We start from the raw sequence: 14,758 nt of genomic DNA on the forward strand, positions 1-14,758 counted from the left end.
TTGGACGAAAAAACGCTCCGACTGACAAATGATATAAATTAGGGTTCAGGTGAGCCAGATTGCATCAAGTGAGAACGACCATGAATGATTCCGGAAACCGCCTGCTCAACGGCTGGCAACTATCGAAGATGCATACCTTTGAGGTGGCGGCGCGGCACGAATCTTTTGCGCTGGCGGCTGAGGAGCTGTCCCTTAGCCCGAGCGCCGTAAGCCACCGCATCAACCTGCTGGAGGAGGAGCTGGGTATCACGCTGTTTACCCGCTTGCACCGAAAAGTGGCGCTGACGCAGGAGGGCAGACGGGTCTACTGCACGCTAAAGTCGTCGCTGGACGCCCTGAACCAGGAGATTCTGGACATCAAAAATCAGGCGCTGTCCGGTACGTTAACGGTCTATTCGCGCCCGTCGATTGCCCAGAGCTGGCTGGTGCCGAAGCTGGGGGACTTTAGCCGCCGCTATCCGTCCGTTGCGCTGACGATCCTCACCGGTAACGAACGTGTCGATATGCAGGAAAAAGGCGTCGATCTGGCGATTTATTTCGACGATACGCCGCCATCTCACCAGACCCATCGCTTCCTGATGGATGAAGCGATTTTGCCGGTCTGTTCCCCGGCCTATGCAGAGCACCATGCGCTCGTTGAGGCGCCAGATAACCTCCGCCACTGCACGCTGCTTCACGATCGTCAGGCGTGGCGTCATGACACCGGCACCGACGAGTGGCTAAGCTGGTCGCAGCATTTTGCGGTGACTATGCCGCTATCGTCGGGAATAAGCTTCGATCGTTCGGATTTAGCGCTCATTGCGGCAGCGAACCACGCGGGGGTGGCGATGGGGCGTAAGCGGCTGGTGCAAAAGCAGCTGGAGCGCGGCGAGCTGATTGCGCCTTTTGGCGACAAAACGCTGAAATGCGATCAGCACTATTACGTTTCTACCCCGACCGGGCGGCAGTGGCCCAAAATCGACGCGTTTATCGCCTGGCTACAGGAGCAGGCGCGATGAAGATTTATTACGCTTTCGCTCTACACCAAATGTGAAAAAGCATGCTAAATACAGGTTATTCCTTTTTATTTCTCGCAAGGTACATCGTGTTTAAGCCCCTCATCACCGCTGCGCTATTACTCACGTCCGGCTGGGCCGTTGCCGCCGAGCCGCCGCTGACGGCTGCGCTTTACGCGCAGAAGCTGGGGGTAGGGATGGACGTTGACTGGGCGCGTACCGAGCGCGGCATTCGCGAGTTCGATCCGCTGGTGGTGCGGGATTTCCAGGCCAAAGGCATCACCCATGTGCGCATCCGGGTGGCCGATGAGCCGACGGAGGCCAGGCTTATCCATCTGCGTAAGCTGGTGGAGGCGTGCGAACAGTATGGCGTGATCCCCATCATTGCCTATCAGGCTGATGAATATAAAAACGACCCGAAAGCAGACACTGAAAAAGAGGTGATCAACTGGTGGATTGCCGTGGCGCACTATTTCGGCCAGCACTCGCCGCTGCTGGGGTTTGACCTGATTTACGAGCCGGCGGATAAGCTCAATCACAATCAGGCCTCGCTGAACCGCGTCTACGAAAAAACGATCAAAATCATTCATGCCATTGATGCCAACCGCATGATTTTTATCGCCCCGCGCCTTCGTGCGGTACCCGAGGATTTATCCAGCCTCAAATTGCCCGCGCACAGCCAAAACTTCCTGCTGGCGGAGTGGCATATCTTCCCGTGGGGACCGCTGAAAAGTAACGGGAGATACCCGTGGACGTCCGGGACGGCGGCGGAAAAAGCGGCGATCCATAACCGCATCAGCACGGCGCTGCGCTGGCAGCAAAAGACCGGGCACGTCAGCTGGGTAGGGGGCTGGGGCGTCGGCGAGTCGAGCCGCGTTACGCCCACCGCCTCGCAGATGGCGTTCGCCACCTTTATGGCCTGCGAGCTGCAAAAGGCGAAAATCCCCTACGCGATCAACGCTGATTTTCAGTTTTATGACGGGGAAGAGGGGGCATGGCGACCGGGGCCAGAGCCGCTATTGCAGGCGATGATTGCGCCGCAGTGTGAAAAGCCCGGCGATAAACCGGGCCATCATAGCGTTAAACCGGCTGCTCGTGATGCGGGACACGGGACGCCAGCGGCAGCCAGCACAGCAAAATCAGCAGCCCCATCAGCGTCATCAGCAAACCCAGACTAGCCTGACCGTTTTGCGGCAGCATCGCTGAGAGCCAGGCCAGCGCGCCGGAGCCGATGTTCTGCAAGCCGCCGACCAGCGCGCCCGCCGTACCGGCGAGGAACGGGAAGGGCTCCATTGCGCCGCTGGTGGCGAGTGGGAACAGCATCCCCGCGCCGAAGAAGAACAGCGCCGCCGGGATCAGCAGCGTCCAGACGTTCATCACCCCGAACAGGCCGGGGATCCACATCATCAGCCCTGCCAGCAGGCAGCTAATCACCGATTGCCACATCAGTGTGGAAAAACGCTTGTTCCTGCGCCCGGCAAACCAGGCACCGAAGAACGCCGCCGGGATCGGCAGAATAAACAGGATGCTCACCACCATGCTGCTCAGGCCAAGCCCTGCGCCCAGCAGCACGCCGGAGCTGGCTTCGAACACCGCGATACCGGCCAGACCGCCGATCAGCATCAGCAGGTAGCAGTTGAACGCGCCGTTGCCGAACAGGGTTTTGTAGCTGGCGATAAGCCGGGTGCGCGGCGCGTCCACCGGACGGGTTTCCGGCATCCAGCGCGCCATGCTGAAGGTGACAATCATGCACAGCACCAGCAGGAAGCCGTAACAGGCGCGCCACGACCACATCGTATCCAGCAGGCCGCCGATCAGCGGAGCGAGGAGTGGGCTGACCAGAATACCCATATTTAACAGGCTGTTGGCATGACGAAGCTGTGAGCCTTCGTACATGTCGCGCGGCAGGGTTCGCGCCATCACCCCGCCCACGCCCGTACCGACACCCTGAAGGGCGCTGGCGGCAATCAATACGGTCAGGCTGTGGGTGGTGATGGCAATTACCGTCGCCACCATGAAAATGGACATGCCAACCAGGATCACCGGGCGGCGCCCGACGCGGTCGGACAGGGGGCCATAGACCAGCTGAGAGACACCGTAGGTCAGCAGATAGGCGGCCATGACGCTCTGAACGGCGCCCTCACGAACGTTAAGTTCCTTTGCCATGTCCGCAATCGCCGGAATGTAGATGGTTTGCGCCATCTGACCGACGGCGACCAGTAACACCAGCATCAACAATAAGTTAACGTTCCTTTGTTTTTTCATGTCGCTGAATACTTTTGCTAAAAGAGAGAAATTAAGAATAAGTCACTGGGCTTTCCCATAAACGCGCGAGGAATCTACCACAGTCAAATGACAAAAAAAGGTATCGTAACCAGAATGGACAATTTTGAGAGAGGCGGTTTTGTAAACCCGTTTCGGCAACTAATGTTGCCAGTGGATCAGGCTATACGCAGCAATATCGCGCCAGCCGCAATGCCCAGCGCGGCGGCAACGCGCAGTCCGGACACTTTCTCTTTTAACAGCACAAAGGCGATGAGCGCGCCGAAGAGGATCGAGGTTTCACGCAGGGCGGCTACGATGGCCAGCGGGGCCTGGGTCATCGCCCATAATGCCAGCCCGTAAGAGCCCATCGTTCCCACGCCGCCCAGCAGCCCTTTTTTCCAGTGTCGATGCAGATAGCCGGACGCTTCGCGGCGGCGCGCCACCATCGCCCAGGCGAGCAGGCAGAAGCCGTTCATGAAAAACGTCCACAGCGTATAGCCGAGCGCGGTGTCCGACAGACGCACGCCCGTGCCGTCCACCAGCGTGTATCCGGCGATAAAACAGGCGTTCAGCAGCGCCAGCCAAATCCCCCGGCGGGACTGAATACGGCTGTTCGTTGCCATCGCCAGAATCGACAGGCAGATAACCCCGATGCCGCACCAGGCCTTCCAGGAGAGCGAATCACCCAGCACCAGCACGCTAATGAGCGCAACCAGCAGCGGCGCGGTGCCGCGCATCAGGGGATAGGTCTGGCTCATATCAGAAACCTGATAGGTCTTTGCTACCAGTACCGTATACACCACCTGTAAGGCGCAGGAGACCACCAAAAACGGCCAGCTTTCGACGGCAGGCTGGGGGGAGAACGGGAGCAAGATCAGGGCGATCAGCGCGGCAGAGCCGCTAACGCTAATGGCGGAATAGAGTTTATCCGTACCGGCTTTGACGATGGCGTTCCAGCTGGCATGAAGCAGCGCGGCGAAAAGCAGAATGCAGAAAACGGTGATAGTCATGGCGTGTCTGTCGGTTAAATGTCATACGACTGTAACATTCAGATCCGGATGCTGCCAGTGCGCTACACCGCGCAGAAAAGCCGATGCGTGACACGAGGTTCGTCGGTGACCGGGGTAAACCCTGCACGGAGATAGAATCGCCAGGCGGCGTCCGGCGCATGGGTATTGAGAAAATCAAACCAGATGCTGGCATCCGCCATCACCACCGACAGCAGCTGTTGACCAATGCCCAGACCACGGCATTTCTCGCTGATGTAAAGATGGCGAATACGTCCGGCGCGCGGCTGCTGGCTGAAGGGATCGCGGTTTAAGCCGCACACGCCCACCAGCTTCCCGTTGAGAAACGCCCCCAGCAGTTTTTCGCCCGGCGCGTTAAAGCGGTTTTCACCGCGCAGCCAGTTCTCTTCCAGCCTGCGCAGCATATTGAAATTGAGTGCGATACTTTCCGCCTTCAGGGCGATATAGCCCGGTTCGTCCGGCGTAATAGGTTCGATTAACAGACGCGACATAGCATTCCCTCGTTATTAAAGAGGGGCGGTTGCCCGCCCCTCTCAGGTGCGACTTGAACCTGAATCACCGGAGGTATTTCAGGACGGCATCAAGCAGTTGCAGAACAGCAACAATGAGTTTGAGGATCAGTACAACCATATCCACGACGCTCATACGCATCTCCTTTTAGTAAAAGGAGCACGGTGCTGGCGTACCTTTCCGCCGCCTGTTACCAGCACCTGGATTGACGTAACACAGTGTGCTCACTTCGGGGGTTAAGGCACTGACGGCACCACCCGTTTCAGCCAGGACTTTCGTTGCGCCGGTAAATCAGCGGCCCCCTCGCGCACTGCGAACACCTCCAGTATAGATAAATACTGTATGTATGAACAGTATTTTATGGACAAAAACCGGGATGCCATCCATACTCAAAAACGTCAAAATCCGTGCCCGAAATTGCGCGTTCGTCTTCGATCGCGTATACTTTTCGCGTTGACGTAACACAGTGTGTTCTGCGGTCACCAGCCGCAAACCCTGAAAAAAAACCTCGCTTAGGCGGGGTTTTTTGTTTTCATCACCCAACAACCGAAACGTGATCTCTGACGCATTTTTGTGCGGATGAAAATATTTCCATTGTCACGCCGAAAAACCTGTGTTTGTATAAATTCTATCAATGATTCCAAACACAGGTCCCCCATGACTTCATCCATGCTGACTTCGACCCTACTAAAAACTGCGCAACCAGCCGCAGTGGTCGTCGTGCGTGTGGTGGTGGTCGTCGGCAATGCGCCGTAGGGACTGGATCAACACACGAATCCAAAACCCCGCCGGCGCAAACCGGGCGGGGTTTTTCGTTAAAGACCCCTCCCCGGAAAGTCGGCCCATAAAAGGACTGGAGCATGGCAATTTCGGGCACAACATCCACCAAGACGCGTTTCACGGGCGCGCAGTTAATCGTTCATTTGCTGGAACGACAGGGCATCACTACCGTTGCGGGTATCCCCGGCGGGACGGTGCTGCCGCTGTATGACGCGTTAAGCCAAAGTACGCAGATCCGCCACGTGCTGGCGCGCCACGAGCAGGGCGCCGGGTTTATCGCTCAGGGCATGGCGCGCACGCAGGGCAAACCGGCGGTCTGTATGGCCTGTAGCGGGCCGGGCGCAACCAACCTGGTGACTGCCATTGCCGACGCGCGCCTCGACTCGATTCCCCTGATCTGCATTACCGGGCAGGTACCGTCGTCAATGATCGGCACCGACGCCTTCCAGGAAGTCGACACCTACGGCATCTCTATCCCCATCACCAAGCATAACTACTTAGTTCGCGATATCGCCGAGCTTCCACAGGTTATCAGCGATGCGTTTCGCATTGCGCAGTCCGGCCGTCCAGGCCCGGTGTGGATAGACATTCCTAAGGATGTCCAGACCGCAGAAATTGAGATCGACGTGCTGCCGGAGCCGGGCGATCGCGCCCCTGCGCCAGAGTTTAACGCCGATAGCGTGCGCGACGCCGCCGCGATGATTAACGCCGCAAAACGCCCGGTGCTCTATCTGGGCGGCGGGGCAATCAACGCGGCAGATGAAGTGCGCCAGCTGGCGGAGAAAGCTAACTTGCCGACCACCATGACCCTGATGGCGCTGGGCATGCTGCCCAAAGCACATCCGCTCTCTCTGGGCATGCTGGGGATGCACGGCGCGCGCAGCACCAACTACATCCTGCAAGAGGCGGATTTGCTGATTGTCATGGGCGCGCGTTTTGATGACCGGGCGATTGGTAAAACCGAAGAATTCTGCCCGAACGCGAAAATCATTCACGTGGATATCGACCGCGCGGAGCTGGGCAAAATCAAACAGCCGCACGTGGCGATTCAGGGAGATGTGGCCGAGGTGCTGGCGCAGCTGATCCCGCAGACCGACGCGGCTGACCGCGCCGACTGGCGTCAGCTGGTGGCCGATCTGCAACGCGAGTTCCCGGGCGCTATCCCGACCGAGGGCGATCCGCTGAGCCACTATGGCCTGATCAACGCGGTGGCCGCCTGCGTGGACGACAGCGCCATCATCACCACCGACGTGGGGCAGCATCAGATGTGGACCGCGCAGGCCTATCCGCTGAACCGTCCGCGCCAGTGGCTGACCTCCGGCGGGCTGGGGACGATGGGCTTTGGCCTGCCTGCGGCGGTAGGTGCGGCGCTGGCGAATCCGGATCGCAAGGTAATTTGCTTCTCCGGCGACGGCAGCCTGATGATGAACATTCAGGAGATGGCGACCGCCGCTGAAAACCAGTTAGACGTAAAAATCATCCTGATGAACAACCAGGCGCTGGGGCTGGTCCACCAGCAGCAGAGCCTGTTCTACAAGCAGGGCGTGTTTGCCGCGACCTATCCGGGGATGATTAACTTTATGCAGATTGCCGCCGGTTTTGGCCTGCACACCTGCGATCTGAACGCGGAAGAGGACGCCCACGCGGCGTTGCAGGCGGCGATCGACCGCCCGGGCCCGGCGCTGATCCACGTGCGTATCGACCCTGAGCAAAAAGTGTATCCGATGGTGCCGCCGGGCGCGGCCAATACTGAGATGGTGGGGGAATAAGCCATGCAGAAACAACACGATAACGTCATTCTTGAACTCACCGTCCGCAACCATCCTGGCGTCATGACCCACGTCTGTGGGCTGTTCGCCCGCCGCGCGTTTAACGTGGAAGGCATTCTCTGTCTGCCAATTCAGGGCAGCGAGCACAGCCGCATCTGGCTGCTGGTCAACGACGATCAGCGTCTTGAACAGATGATGGCCCAGATCGACAAGCTGGAAGACGTCGCCAAAGTGGTGCGCAACCAGTCCGATCCCACCATGTTTAACAAAATTGCGGTGTTCTTCGAATAGATCGCTTAAGGTAAGCGTCTTTCGCTCTTGTAGGCCGGATAAGCGCAGCGCCATCCGGCGTTTTCAGACCGCAGGAACACACATGACCACCATCGCCCTTATCGACGACCACCTCATCGTCCGCTCCGGATTTGCCCAGCTTTTGAGCCTTGAGCCTGATTTTCAGGTGGTGGCCGAGTTTGGCTCCGGTCGCGAGGCGCTGGCGGGCCTGCCGGGGCGCGGGGTGCAGGTCTGTATTTGCGATATTTCGATGCCTGACCTCTCCGGCCTGGAGCTGCTCGGCCAGCTGCCGAAAGGGATGGCGACCATCATGCTCTCGGTTCACGATAGCCCGGCGCTGGTGGAGCAGGCCCTCAACGCGGGGGCGCGCGGATTCCTCTCCAAACGCTGTAGCCCGGACGAGCTGATCGCCGCCGTGCGCACCGTCGCGACGGGCGGCTGCTACCTGACGCCCGATATCGCCATCAAGCTGGCGGCAGGGCGGCAGGATCCGCTGACGAAACGCGAACGTCAGGTGGCGGAAAAACTCGCCCAGGGGATGTCGGTAAAAGAGATTGCCGCTGAACTGGCGCTCTCGCCGAAAACCGTTCACGTTCATCGCGCCAACCTGATGGAAAAACTCGGGGTCAGCAACGACGTCGAACTGGCGCGCCGGATGTTCGACAGCTGGCAATGAACTCCCTCTTTTCGCGGCTGATCGCCGTTCTCGCCAGCTTCTTTATCTTCTCCGCCGCCTGGTTTTGCCTGTGGAGCATCAGCCTGCATCTGGTTGAACGGCCCGAACTGGCGGTGCTGCTGTTCCCCTTTGGATTGCGTCTGGGGCTGATGCTGCAATGCCCGCGCGGCTACTGGCCGGTTTTGCTCGGCGCCGAGTGGCTGATGCTCTTCTGGCTCTCGCAGGAAGTGGCCCTCGCGCATCTGCCATTATTGATGACCGGAAGCGTGCTCACGCTGTTGCCCGTGGCGCTTATCTCCCGCTATCGCCACCAGCGCGACTGGCGCACCCTGCTGCGGCAAGGGGCGGTGCTGATTGCCGCCGCGCTGTTGCAGTCCCTGCCGTGGGTGGGCGAAAAAGAGATGCTCAACGCCCTGCTGCTGACCCTGACCGGCGGCCTGACCCTCGCCCCGACCTGCCTGGTGATCTGGCATTACCTCACCAGCACCGTCTGGCAGCCGCTTGGCCCGGCGCTGGTCTCTCAGCCGGTAAACTGGCGCGCGCGGCATCTCATCTGGTATCTGCTGCTGTTTGTGGTGAGCCTGTGGTTGCAGCTTGGCCTGCCCGCCGAGCTGTCGCGCTTTACGCCGTTTTGCCTGGCGCTGCCGATCATCGCGCTGGCCTGGCACTACGGCTGGCAGGGGGCGCTGATCGCCACCCTGATGAACGCCATCGCCCTGATAGCCAGCCAGACCTGGCACGATCATCCCGTTGATTTACTGCTTTCTCTGCTGGCGCAGAGCCTGACCGGGCTGCTGCTGGGAGCGGGGATCCAGCGTTTGCGCGAGCTGAACCAGTCTCTGCAAACCGAGCTGGCGCGCAATCGCCGTCTGGCGGAGCGCCTGCTGGAGACCGAAGAGAGCGTGCGGCAGGAGGTCGCCCGCGAGCTGCACGACGATATCGGCCAGACCATCACCGCCATCCGCACCCAGGCGGGCATCGTCCAGCGGCTGGCGGCAGAAAACGCGGGGGTGAAGCAGGGCGGCGCGCATATCGAACAGCTCTCGCTTGGCGTATACGACTCGGTGCGTCGGCTGCTTGGCAGGCTGCGTCCGCGCCAGCTTGACGACCTGTCGCTTGAGCAGGCGGTGCGTTCCCTGATGCGCGAGATGGAGCTGGAAAGCCGCGGCATCGTCAGCCATCTCGACTGGCGCATTGATGAATCGCTCCTGAGCGAAGGCCAGCGCGTGACGCTGTTCCGCGTCTGTCAGGAGGGGCTGAACAACATCGTTAAGCACGCTAACGCCAGCGCCGTGACGCTACAGGGCTGGCAGCAGGATGAGAGCATCAGGCTGGTAATTGAAGACGACGGCTGCGGCCTGCCGCCGGGGTCGGGTCAGCAGGGCTTTGGCCTGGCGGGGATGCGCGAGCGCGTGAAGGCGCTGGGCGGCACGCTGAATATCTCCTGCACCCACGGAACGCGCGTCAGCGTCAGCCTGCCGCTAAGGAGCCACCATGTTTAAAACGCCCGCCAGCGCGGCGCCCATCAACGATAAGGCGGAGATCGACGCGCGCTACCGCTACTGGCGACGCCATATTCTGATCACCATCTGGCTCGGCTACGCGCTGTTCTACTTCACCCGCAAAAGCTTCAACGCCGCCGCGCCGGAGATCCTCGCCAGCGGCGTGATGACCCGCACCGATATCGGCCTGCTGGCGACGCTGTTTTACATCACCTACGGCCTGTCGAAGTTCTTCTCCGGCATCGTCAGCGACCGCTCCAACGCCCGCTATTTTATGGGTTTCGGGCTGATAGCCACCGGGGTGGTGAATATCCTGTTCGGCTTCTCGACCTCGCTGTGGGCCTTTGCCCTGTTGTGGGCGCTGAACGCCTTTTTCCAGGGCTGGGGCGCGCCGGTTTGCGCGCGCCTGCTGACGGCCTGGTACTCGCGCAACGAGCGCGGCGGCTGGTGGGCTATCTGGAATACCGCGCACAACGTCGGCGGGGCGCTGATCCCCATCGTGGTCGGCGCGGCGGCGCTGCACTACGGCTGGCGGGTGGGGATGATGATTGCGGGCGGGCTGGCGATTATCGCCGGGCTGTTCCTCTGCTGGCGGCTGCGCGACAGGCCGCAAACCGTGGGGCTGCCTGCGGTGGGCGACTGGCGTCACGACGAGATGGAGATCGCCCAGCAGCAGGAAGGGGCGGGGCTGACGCGCAAAGAGATCCTCACCCGTTACGTGCTCAAAAACCCCTACATATGGCTGCTGTCGCTCTGCTACGTGCTGGTCTACGTGGTGCGCGCGGCGATCAACGACTGGGGCAATTTGTACATGTCCGAAACCCTCGGCGTGGATCTGGTGACCGCCAACTCGGCGGTGACGATGTTCGAGCTGGGCGGGTTTATCGGCGCGCTGGTGGCGGGCTGGGGATCGGATAAGCTGTTTAACGGCAACCGCGGCCCGATGAACCTGATTTTCGCCGCCGGGATTTTGCTCTCCGTCGGCTCGCTGTGGCTGATGCCGTTTGCCAGCTACGTGATGCAGGCGGCCTGCTTCTTCACCACCGGTTTCTTCGTGTTTGGCCCGCAGATGCTGATCGGCATGGCGGCGGCGGAGTGCTCGCACAAAGAGGCGGCCGGAGCGGCGACGGGCTTTGTCGGGCTGTTTGCCTATCTTGGGGCATCGCTTTCCGGCTGGCCGCTGGCGCGGGTGATCGACGCCTGGCACTGGAGCGGATTCTTCGCGGTGATCGCTATCGCGGCGGGGATTTCTGCCCTGCTGCTGCTGCCGTTTTTGAACGCCCAGGCCCCGCGCGAGGCCCGCGTGATGTGATGCGCCTCACCTTTTCACCCCGAATGGCGCAAAACTAAGACATTTTCCCGGTTTCACCGGGACGCTGTCTCAGGCATCTCTTCCGGCTGGTTTTTACAATGCTGCAAAAATCAGCCCGGGAGTGACTCAATCATGCTGGCCTTCTTAAATCAGGTACGTAAACCGACCCTGGATCTGCCGCTCGACGTGCGGCGCAAAATGTGGTTCAAACCCTTCATGCAGTCCTATCTGGTGGTCTTTATCGGCTACCTGACGATGTATCTGATCCGCAAAAACTTTAACATCGCGCAGAACGACATGATCTCGACCTACGGGCTGAGCATGACGCAGCTGGGGATGATCGGCCTGGGTTTTTCCATCACCTACGGCGTGGGGAAAACGCTGGTGTCGTACTACGCGGACGGCAAAAATACCAAGCAGTTCCTGCCGTTTATGCTGATCCTCTCCGCCATCTGTATGCTCGGCTTTAGCGCCAGCATGGGCGCGGGCTCCGTCAGCCTGTTCCTGATGATCGCCTTCTACGCGCTGAGCGGTTTCTTCCAGAGTACCGGCGGGTCGTGCAGCTACTCCACCATCACCAAATGGACGCCGCGCCGCAAGCGTGGGTCGTACCTGGGCATGTGGAACATCTCCCACAACCTCGGCGGGGCGGGTGCGGCAGGCGTGGCGCTGTTCGGCGCGAACTACCTGTTCGACGGCCACGTCATCGGCATGTTTATCTTCCCGTCGATTATCGCCCTGATCGTGGGCTTTATCGGCCTGCGCTTCGGCAGCGACTCCCCGGAATCTTACGGCCTCGGCAAAGCCGAAGAGCTGTTCGGCGAGGAGATCAGCGAAGAGGACAAAGAGACCGAAGAGAACGAGATGACCAAATGGCAGATCTTTGTTGAGTACGTGCTGAAAAACAAAGTGATCTGGCTGTTATGTTTCTCGAACATCTTCCTGTACGTGGTGCGTATCGGTATCGACCAGTGGTCCACCGTTTATGCGTTCCAGGAGCTGAAGCTCTCCAAAGAGGTGGCGATTCAGGGCTTTACCCTGTTCGAAGTGGGCGCGCTGGTCGGCACGCTGCTGTGGGGCTGGCTCTCAGATCTCGCCAACGGCCGTCGTGCGCTGGTGGCCTGCGTCGCGCTGGCGCTGATCATCGCCACCCTCGGCGTGTACCAGCATGCCAGCAACCAGTACGTTTACCTGGCATCCCTGTTCGCGCTCGGCTTCCTGGTGTTCGGCCCGCAGCTGCTGATCGGCGTGGCGGCAGTCGGCTTCGTACCGAAAAAAGCGATCGGCGCTGCCGATGGGATTAAGGGCACCTTCGCCTACCTGATCGGCGACAGCTTCGCCAAGCTGGGTCTGGGAATGATCGCCGACGGCACGCCAATTTTCGGCCTCACCGGCTGGGCGGGCACCTTCGCGGCGCTGGATGCGGCTGCTATCGGCTGTATCGTCCTGATGGCGATGGTCGCGGTGCTGGAAGAACGTAAAATTCGCCGTGAAAATCGTGCGCAGAAGCAGAAATTGAAAACAGCCTGAGTGTGCAGGTGACTTCTTTGCCCGGCTGACCGCCGGGCTTTTTTTTGCCGAACCCGCCACCTTTACCCCGCTTTACACACCCGCTTCTCTCCATGCTCTACAGTTTTTTTTGCTGCCGCCTTTCGTGCAGCCTTAGCCCTTTTGCTAACGGAGAGCCTGCATGTTGACCCAACGATTGTCCTGCCTTGCGCTGCTCATGGCGCTGGCTTCCCCTGCGCTAGCCGCTGATGCCCCTACCTATGGTGAAAAGCTGGAAGGATTCGACTACGGCTGGCCGGTAAAGCATTTCACGTTTACCTCGCAAAACCAGCCGCTCGACATGGCCTATCTGGACGTTAAGCCGGAAAAATCTAACGGCCGCACCGTAGTGCTGATGCACGGTAAAAACTTCTGCGCCGGCACCTGGAACGGGACGATTCGGGCGCTTACCCAAAGCGGTTATCGCGTTATCGCTCCCGATCAGATTGGTTTCTGTAAATCCACTAAGCCAGAGCATTACCAGTACACCTTCCAGCAGCTGGCGAACAATACCCACGCGCTGCTTGAATCATTGGATGTCGATCGCGTCACGGTCATTGGACACTCAACCGGCGGTATGCTGGCGACCCGCTACGCGCTGATGTGGCCGCAGCAGGTGGAACAGCTGGTGATGGTCAATCCGATTGGCCTGGAAGACTGGAAAGCGCGCGGCGTGCCGTCTATTACGGTCGACCAGTGGTATCAACGAGAGCTGAAAGTCAGCGCGGATAGCATTCGGCAGTACGAGAAAAATACTTACTACGCCGGAGAGTGGAAGCCAGAATACGAGCGCTGGGTCACCATGCTCGCCGGGCTGAACAACGGGCCGGACAAAGCGCGCGTGGCGTGGAACTCGGCGCTGCTCTACGACATGATTTATACCCAGCCGGTTATCTACGAATTCGGCGAGCTGAAGATGCCGACATTATTGATGATCGGCACGAAGGACAACACCGCCATCGGTAAAGACCTCGCCCCGCCTGAGATCCGCAAAACGCTGGGCAACTATGCGGTGCTGGGGAAGGAGACGGCGAAACGCATCCCGCATGCGACCCTGGTGGAATTTAACGACATGGGCCACGCGCCGCAGATGCAGGATCCTGAGCGCTTTCATGAAGCGCTGCTGAAAGGGCTTCAGGACCGCTGACTGGTTTGCAGTAACAGCCCGCGCAGCCACGCCTGCGCGGGATTGCGGTGCGTTCTGCCGTGCCAGGCCATGCTTTTGGTAAAGCCAGGTACGGGAACTGGCGTTTCGCAGATGAACATCCCCGTTTGATTTTCCGCGATGCGTTCCGGCACGACGGCAATCATATCGCTAAGGGCCAGCACGTCCGGCAGAACCAAAAAGTGGCTTACCGAGAGTCCCACGTGACGCGTCCGGCCAATTTTCTCCAGCGCGCTATCGGTTACCCCGCGAAAGCCGTCTCCCTCGTAAGAGACCAGCACATGCTCAAGGGCGCAAAATCGGTCTAACGTCATTGGCTCTCCGGCATTTGGATGATCGGCGCGCATCATGCATACGTACCGTTCATCATAAAGCGCACGGCTGTGAAGCTCATCGGGCGTGGTGTGGGGGGTGATAAGCGCCACGTCAATATTGCCCTGCTCAAGCTGGCTGACAAGGCTACCGGGGGTAACGGGCACCACGCGCACGCGTATGCCCGGCGCCTGTGTTTTAAGGGCGGCGATAAACGGCACAACAACCGCTCGAAGTGCATAATCCGTAGCGGCAATCGTGAAGGTCAGGTTCGCCGTGAGCGGATCAAAAGCGACGGGCTGCAACAGCACGTTGATGTCCGCGAGAATGCGTTTTATCGGTGTCGCCAGTTCTTCCGCGCGGGTGGTGGGCACAATGCCGTGCGGCACGCGGATAAACAGCGGGTCGTCGAAATAATCCCGCAGGCGGTTGAGCATCCCGCTGACCGCAGGCTGGGTGAGGGAAAGACGCGCCGCCGCGCGGGTGACGCTGCGTTCGTCCAGCAGGGCGTCGAGCGTTTTTAGCAGGTTGAGATCCAGCGTGCGCAGATCCGCTTTCATGAGGTTTTTCACCCTTTTTTCAATTCACTATTATGCCGTTGCCCG

Annotated in this window: 15 protein-coding genes; 10 read left to right on the plus strand and 5 right to left on the minus strand. The window is 59.8% G+C overall.

The genetic code is table 11. The annotated features are described in order from the left end of the window. The first annotated feature begins 80 nt into the window (after window positions 1-80). Window positions 81-998: a DNA-binding transcriptional regulator DsdC gene (dsdC, locus tag ACSVHP_RS11275; protein WP_447551944.1), complete on the plus strand. Its 918-nt coding sequence runs from the start codon at window positions 81-83 to the stop codon at window positions 996-998. An 86-nt stretch (window positions 999-1,084) separates the two neighbouring features. After that, window positions 1,085-2,173, plus strand: coding sequence for a cellulase family glycosylhydrolase (locus tag ACSVHP_RS11280; RefSeq protein ID WP_447551946.1), 1,089 nt, complete (start codon window positions 1,085-1,087; stop codon window positions 2,171-2,173). Here the strand turns inward: ACSVHP_RS11280 and emrD are convergent. From emrD to tisB, 4 genes are all read right to left on the minus strand, one after another. Next, window positions 2,076-3,260, minus strand: a complete 1,185-nt coding sequence (emrD, locus tag ACSVHP_RS11285; RefSeq protein ID WP_417314106.1) for a multidrug efflux MFS transporter EmrD — start codon at window positions 3,258-3,260, stop codon at window positions 2,076-2,078. The two genes, ACSVHP_RS11280 and emrD, sit on opposite strands and share 98 nt — an antisense overlap. Window positions 3,261-3,436: 176 nt before the next feature. Further along, a complete protein-coding gene (locus ACSVHP_RS11290; protein ID WP_447551947.1) occupies window positions 3,437-4,270 on the minus strand; it encodes an EamA family transporter in 834 nt (277 codons plus the stop codon). Between the two features lie 62 nt (window positions 4,271-4,332). Next, window positions 4,333-4,779 (minus strand): GNAT family N-acetyltransferase, encoded by a 447-nt coding sequence (locus ACSVHP_RS11295; protein WP_417314108.1) that lies wholly within the window; start codon window positions 4,777-4,779, stop codon window positions 4,333-4,335. Window positions 4,780-4,843: 64 nt separating this feature from the next. After that, window positions 4,844-4,933 carry a type I toxin-antitoxin system toxin TisB gene (gene tisB / locus ACSVHP_RS11300; RefSeq protein ID WP_071599731.1) on the minus strand — a complete coding sequence of 30 codons (90 nt, stop codon included), beginning with the start codon at window positions 4,931-4,933 and terminating at the stop codon, window positions 4,844-4,846. Between the two features lie 522 nt (window positions 4,934-5,455). Between tisB and ivbL the strand changes: the two genes are divergently transcribed. The 8 genes from ivbL to ACSVHP_RS11340 all read left to right on the plus strand — a co-directional run bounded on the left by ivbL (window position 5,456) and on the right by ACSVHP_RS11340 (window position 13,823). Continuing rightward, the gene (ivbL, locus tag ACSVHP_RS11305) at window positions 5,456-5,554 is read left to right on the plus strand and encodes an ilvB operon leader peptide IvbL (protein WP_103177650.1); all 99 of its coding nucleotides are present in this window, start codon (window positions 5,456-5,458) and stop codon (window positions 5,552-5,554) included. Window positions 5,555-5,658: 104 nt separating this feature from the next. Further along, window positions 5,659-7,347 carry an acetolactate synthase large subunit gene (gene ilvB / locus ACSVHP_RS11310; protein ID WP_447551949.1) on the plus strand — a complete coding sequence of 563 codons (1,689 nt, stop codon included), beginning with the start codon at window positions 5,659-5,661 and terminating at the stop codon, window positions 7,345-7,347. Window positions 7,348-7,350: 3 nt separating this feature from the next. Next, window positions 7,351-7,638, plus strand: coding sequence for an acetolactate synthase small subunit (gene ilvN, locus ACSVHP_RS11315; protein ID WP_006177620.1), 288 nt, complete (start codon window positions 7,351-7,353; stop codon window positions 7,636-7,638). 82 nt (window positions 7,639-7,720) lie between these two features. Continuing rightward, on the plus strand, window positions 7,721-8,314 hold the full coding sequence (gene uhpA / locus ACSVHP_RS11320) for a transcriptional regulator UhpA (RefSeq protein ID WP_234676174.1): 594 nt from the start codon (window positions 7,721-7,723) through the stop codon (window positions 8,312-8,314). Then, window positions 8,311-9,816, plus strand: coding sequence for a signal transduction histidine-protein kinase/phosphatase UhpB (gene uhpB, locus ACSVHP_RS11325; protein WP_447551950.1), 1,506 nt, complete (start codon window positions 8,311-8,313; stop codon window positions 9,814-9,816). Before uhpA ends, uhpB begins: the two co-directional genes overlap by 4 nt. Continuing rightward, window positions 9,809-11,128 (plus strand): MFS transporter family glucose-6-phosphate receptor UhpC, encoded by a 1,320-nt coding sequence (gene uhpC / locus ACSVHP_RS11330; RefSeq protein ID WP_447551952.1) that lies wholly within the window; start codon window positions 9,809-9,811, stop codon window positions 11,126-11,128. The genes uhpB and uhpC overlap by 8 nt, the downstream gene beginning before the upstream one ends. Before the next feature lie 132 nt (window positions 11,129-11,260). Next, window positions 11,261-12,658, plus strand: coding sequence for a hexose-6-phosphate:phosphate antiporter (gene uhpT / locus ACSVHP_RS11335; protein ID WP_234676179.1), 1,398 nt, complete (start codon window positions 11,261-11,263; stop codon window positions 12,656-12,658). A gap of 160 nt (window positions 12,659-12,818) precedes the next feature. Further along, on the plus strand, window positions 12,819-13,823 hold the full coding sequence (locus tag ACSVHP_RS11340) for an alpha/beta fold hydrolase (protein WP_447551953.1): 1,005 nt from the start codon (window positions 12,819-12,821) through the stop codon (window positions 13,821-13,823). Here the strand turns inward: ACSVHP_RS11340 and ACSVHP_RS11345 are convergent. Beyond that, a complete protein-coding gene (locus ACSVHP_RS11345) occupies window positions 13,811-14,713 on the minus strand; it encodes a LysR family transcriptional regulator (protein ID WP_447551955.1) in 903 nt (300 codons plus the stop codon). The two genes, ACSVHP_RS11340 and ACSVHP_RS11345, sit on opposite strands and share 13 nt — an antisense overlap. Between the last annotated feature and the right edge of the window lie 45 nt (window positions 14,714-14,758).

It is taken from the genome of Enterobacter sp. 186315 (assembly GCF_053290175.1).

Coding starts and splice junctions, on each gene's coding strand:
- dsdC (WP_447551944.1), top strand. CDS start 81: ATGAATGATTCCGGAAACCGCCTGCTCAACGGCTGGCAACTATCGAAG.
- emrD (WP_417314106.1), bottom strand. CDS start 3,260: ATGAAAAAACAAAGGAACGTTAACTTATTGTTGATGCTGGTGTTACTG.
- ACSVHP_RS11290 (WP_447551947.1), bottom strand. CDS start 4,270: ATGACTATCACCGTTTTCTGCATTCTGCTTTTCGCCGCGCTGCTTCAT.
- ACSVHP_RS11295 (WP_417314108.1), bottom strand. CDS start 4,779: ATGTCGCGTCTGTTAATCGAACCTATTACGCCGGACGAACCGGGCTAT.
- tisB (WP_071599731.1), bottom strand. CDS start 4,933: ATGAGCGTCGTGGATATGGTTGTACTGATCCTCAAACTCATTGTTGCT.
- ivbL (WP_103177650.1), top strand. CDS start 5,456: ATGACTTCATCCATGCTGACTTCGACCCTACTAAAAACTGCGCAACCA.
- ilvB (WP_447551949.1), top strand. CDS start 5,659: ATGGCAATTTCGGGCACAACATCCACCAAGACGCGTTTCACGGGCGCG.
- ilvN (WP_006177620.1), top strand. CDS start 7,351: ATGCAGAAACAACACGATAACGTCATTCTTGAACTCACCGTCCGCAAC.
- uhpA (WP_234676174.1), top strand. CDS start 7,721: ATGACCACCATCGCCCTTATCGACGACCACCTCATCGTCCGCTCCGGA.
- uhpB (WP_447551950.1), top strand. CDS start 8,311: ATGAACTCCCTCTTTTCGCGGCTGATCGCCGTTCTCGCCAGCTTCTTT.
- uhpC (WP_447551952.1), top strand. CDS start 9,809: ATGTTTAAAACGCCCGCCAGCGCGGCGCCCATCAACGATAAGGCGGAG.
- uhpT (WP_234676179.1), top strand. CDS start 11,261: ATGCTGGCCTTCTTAAATCAGGTACGTAAACCGACCCTGGATCTGCCG.
- ACSVHP_RS11340 (WP_447551953.1), top strand. CDS start 12,819: ATGTTGACCCAACGATTGTCCTGCCTTGCGCTGCTCATGGCGCTGGCT.
- ACSVHP_RS11345 (WP_447551955.1), bottom strand. CDS start 14,713: ATGAAAGCGGATCTGCGCACGCTGGATCTCAACCTGCTAAAAACGCTC.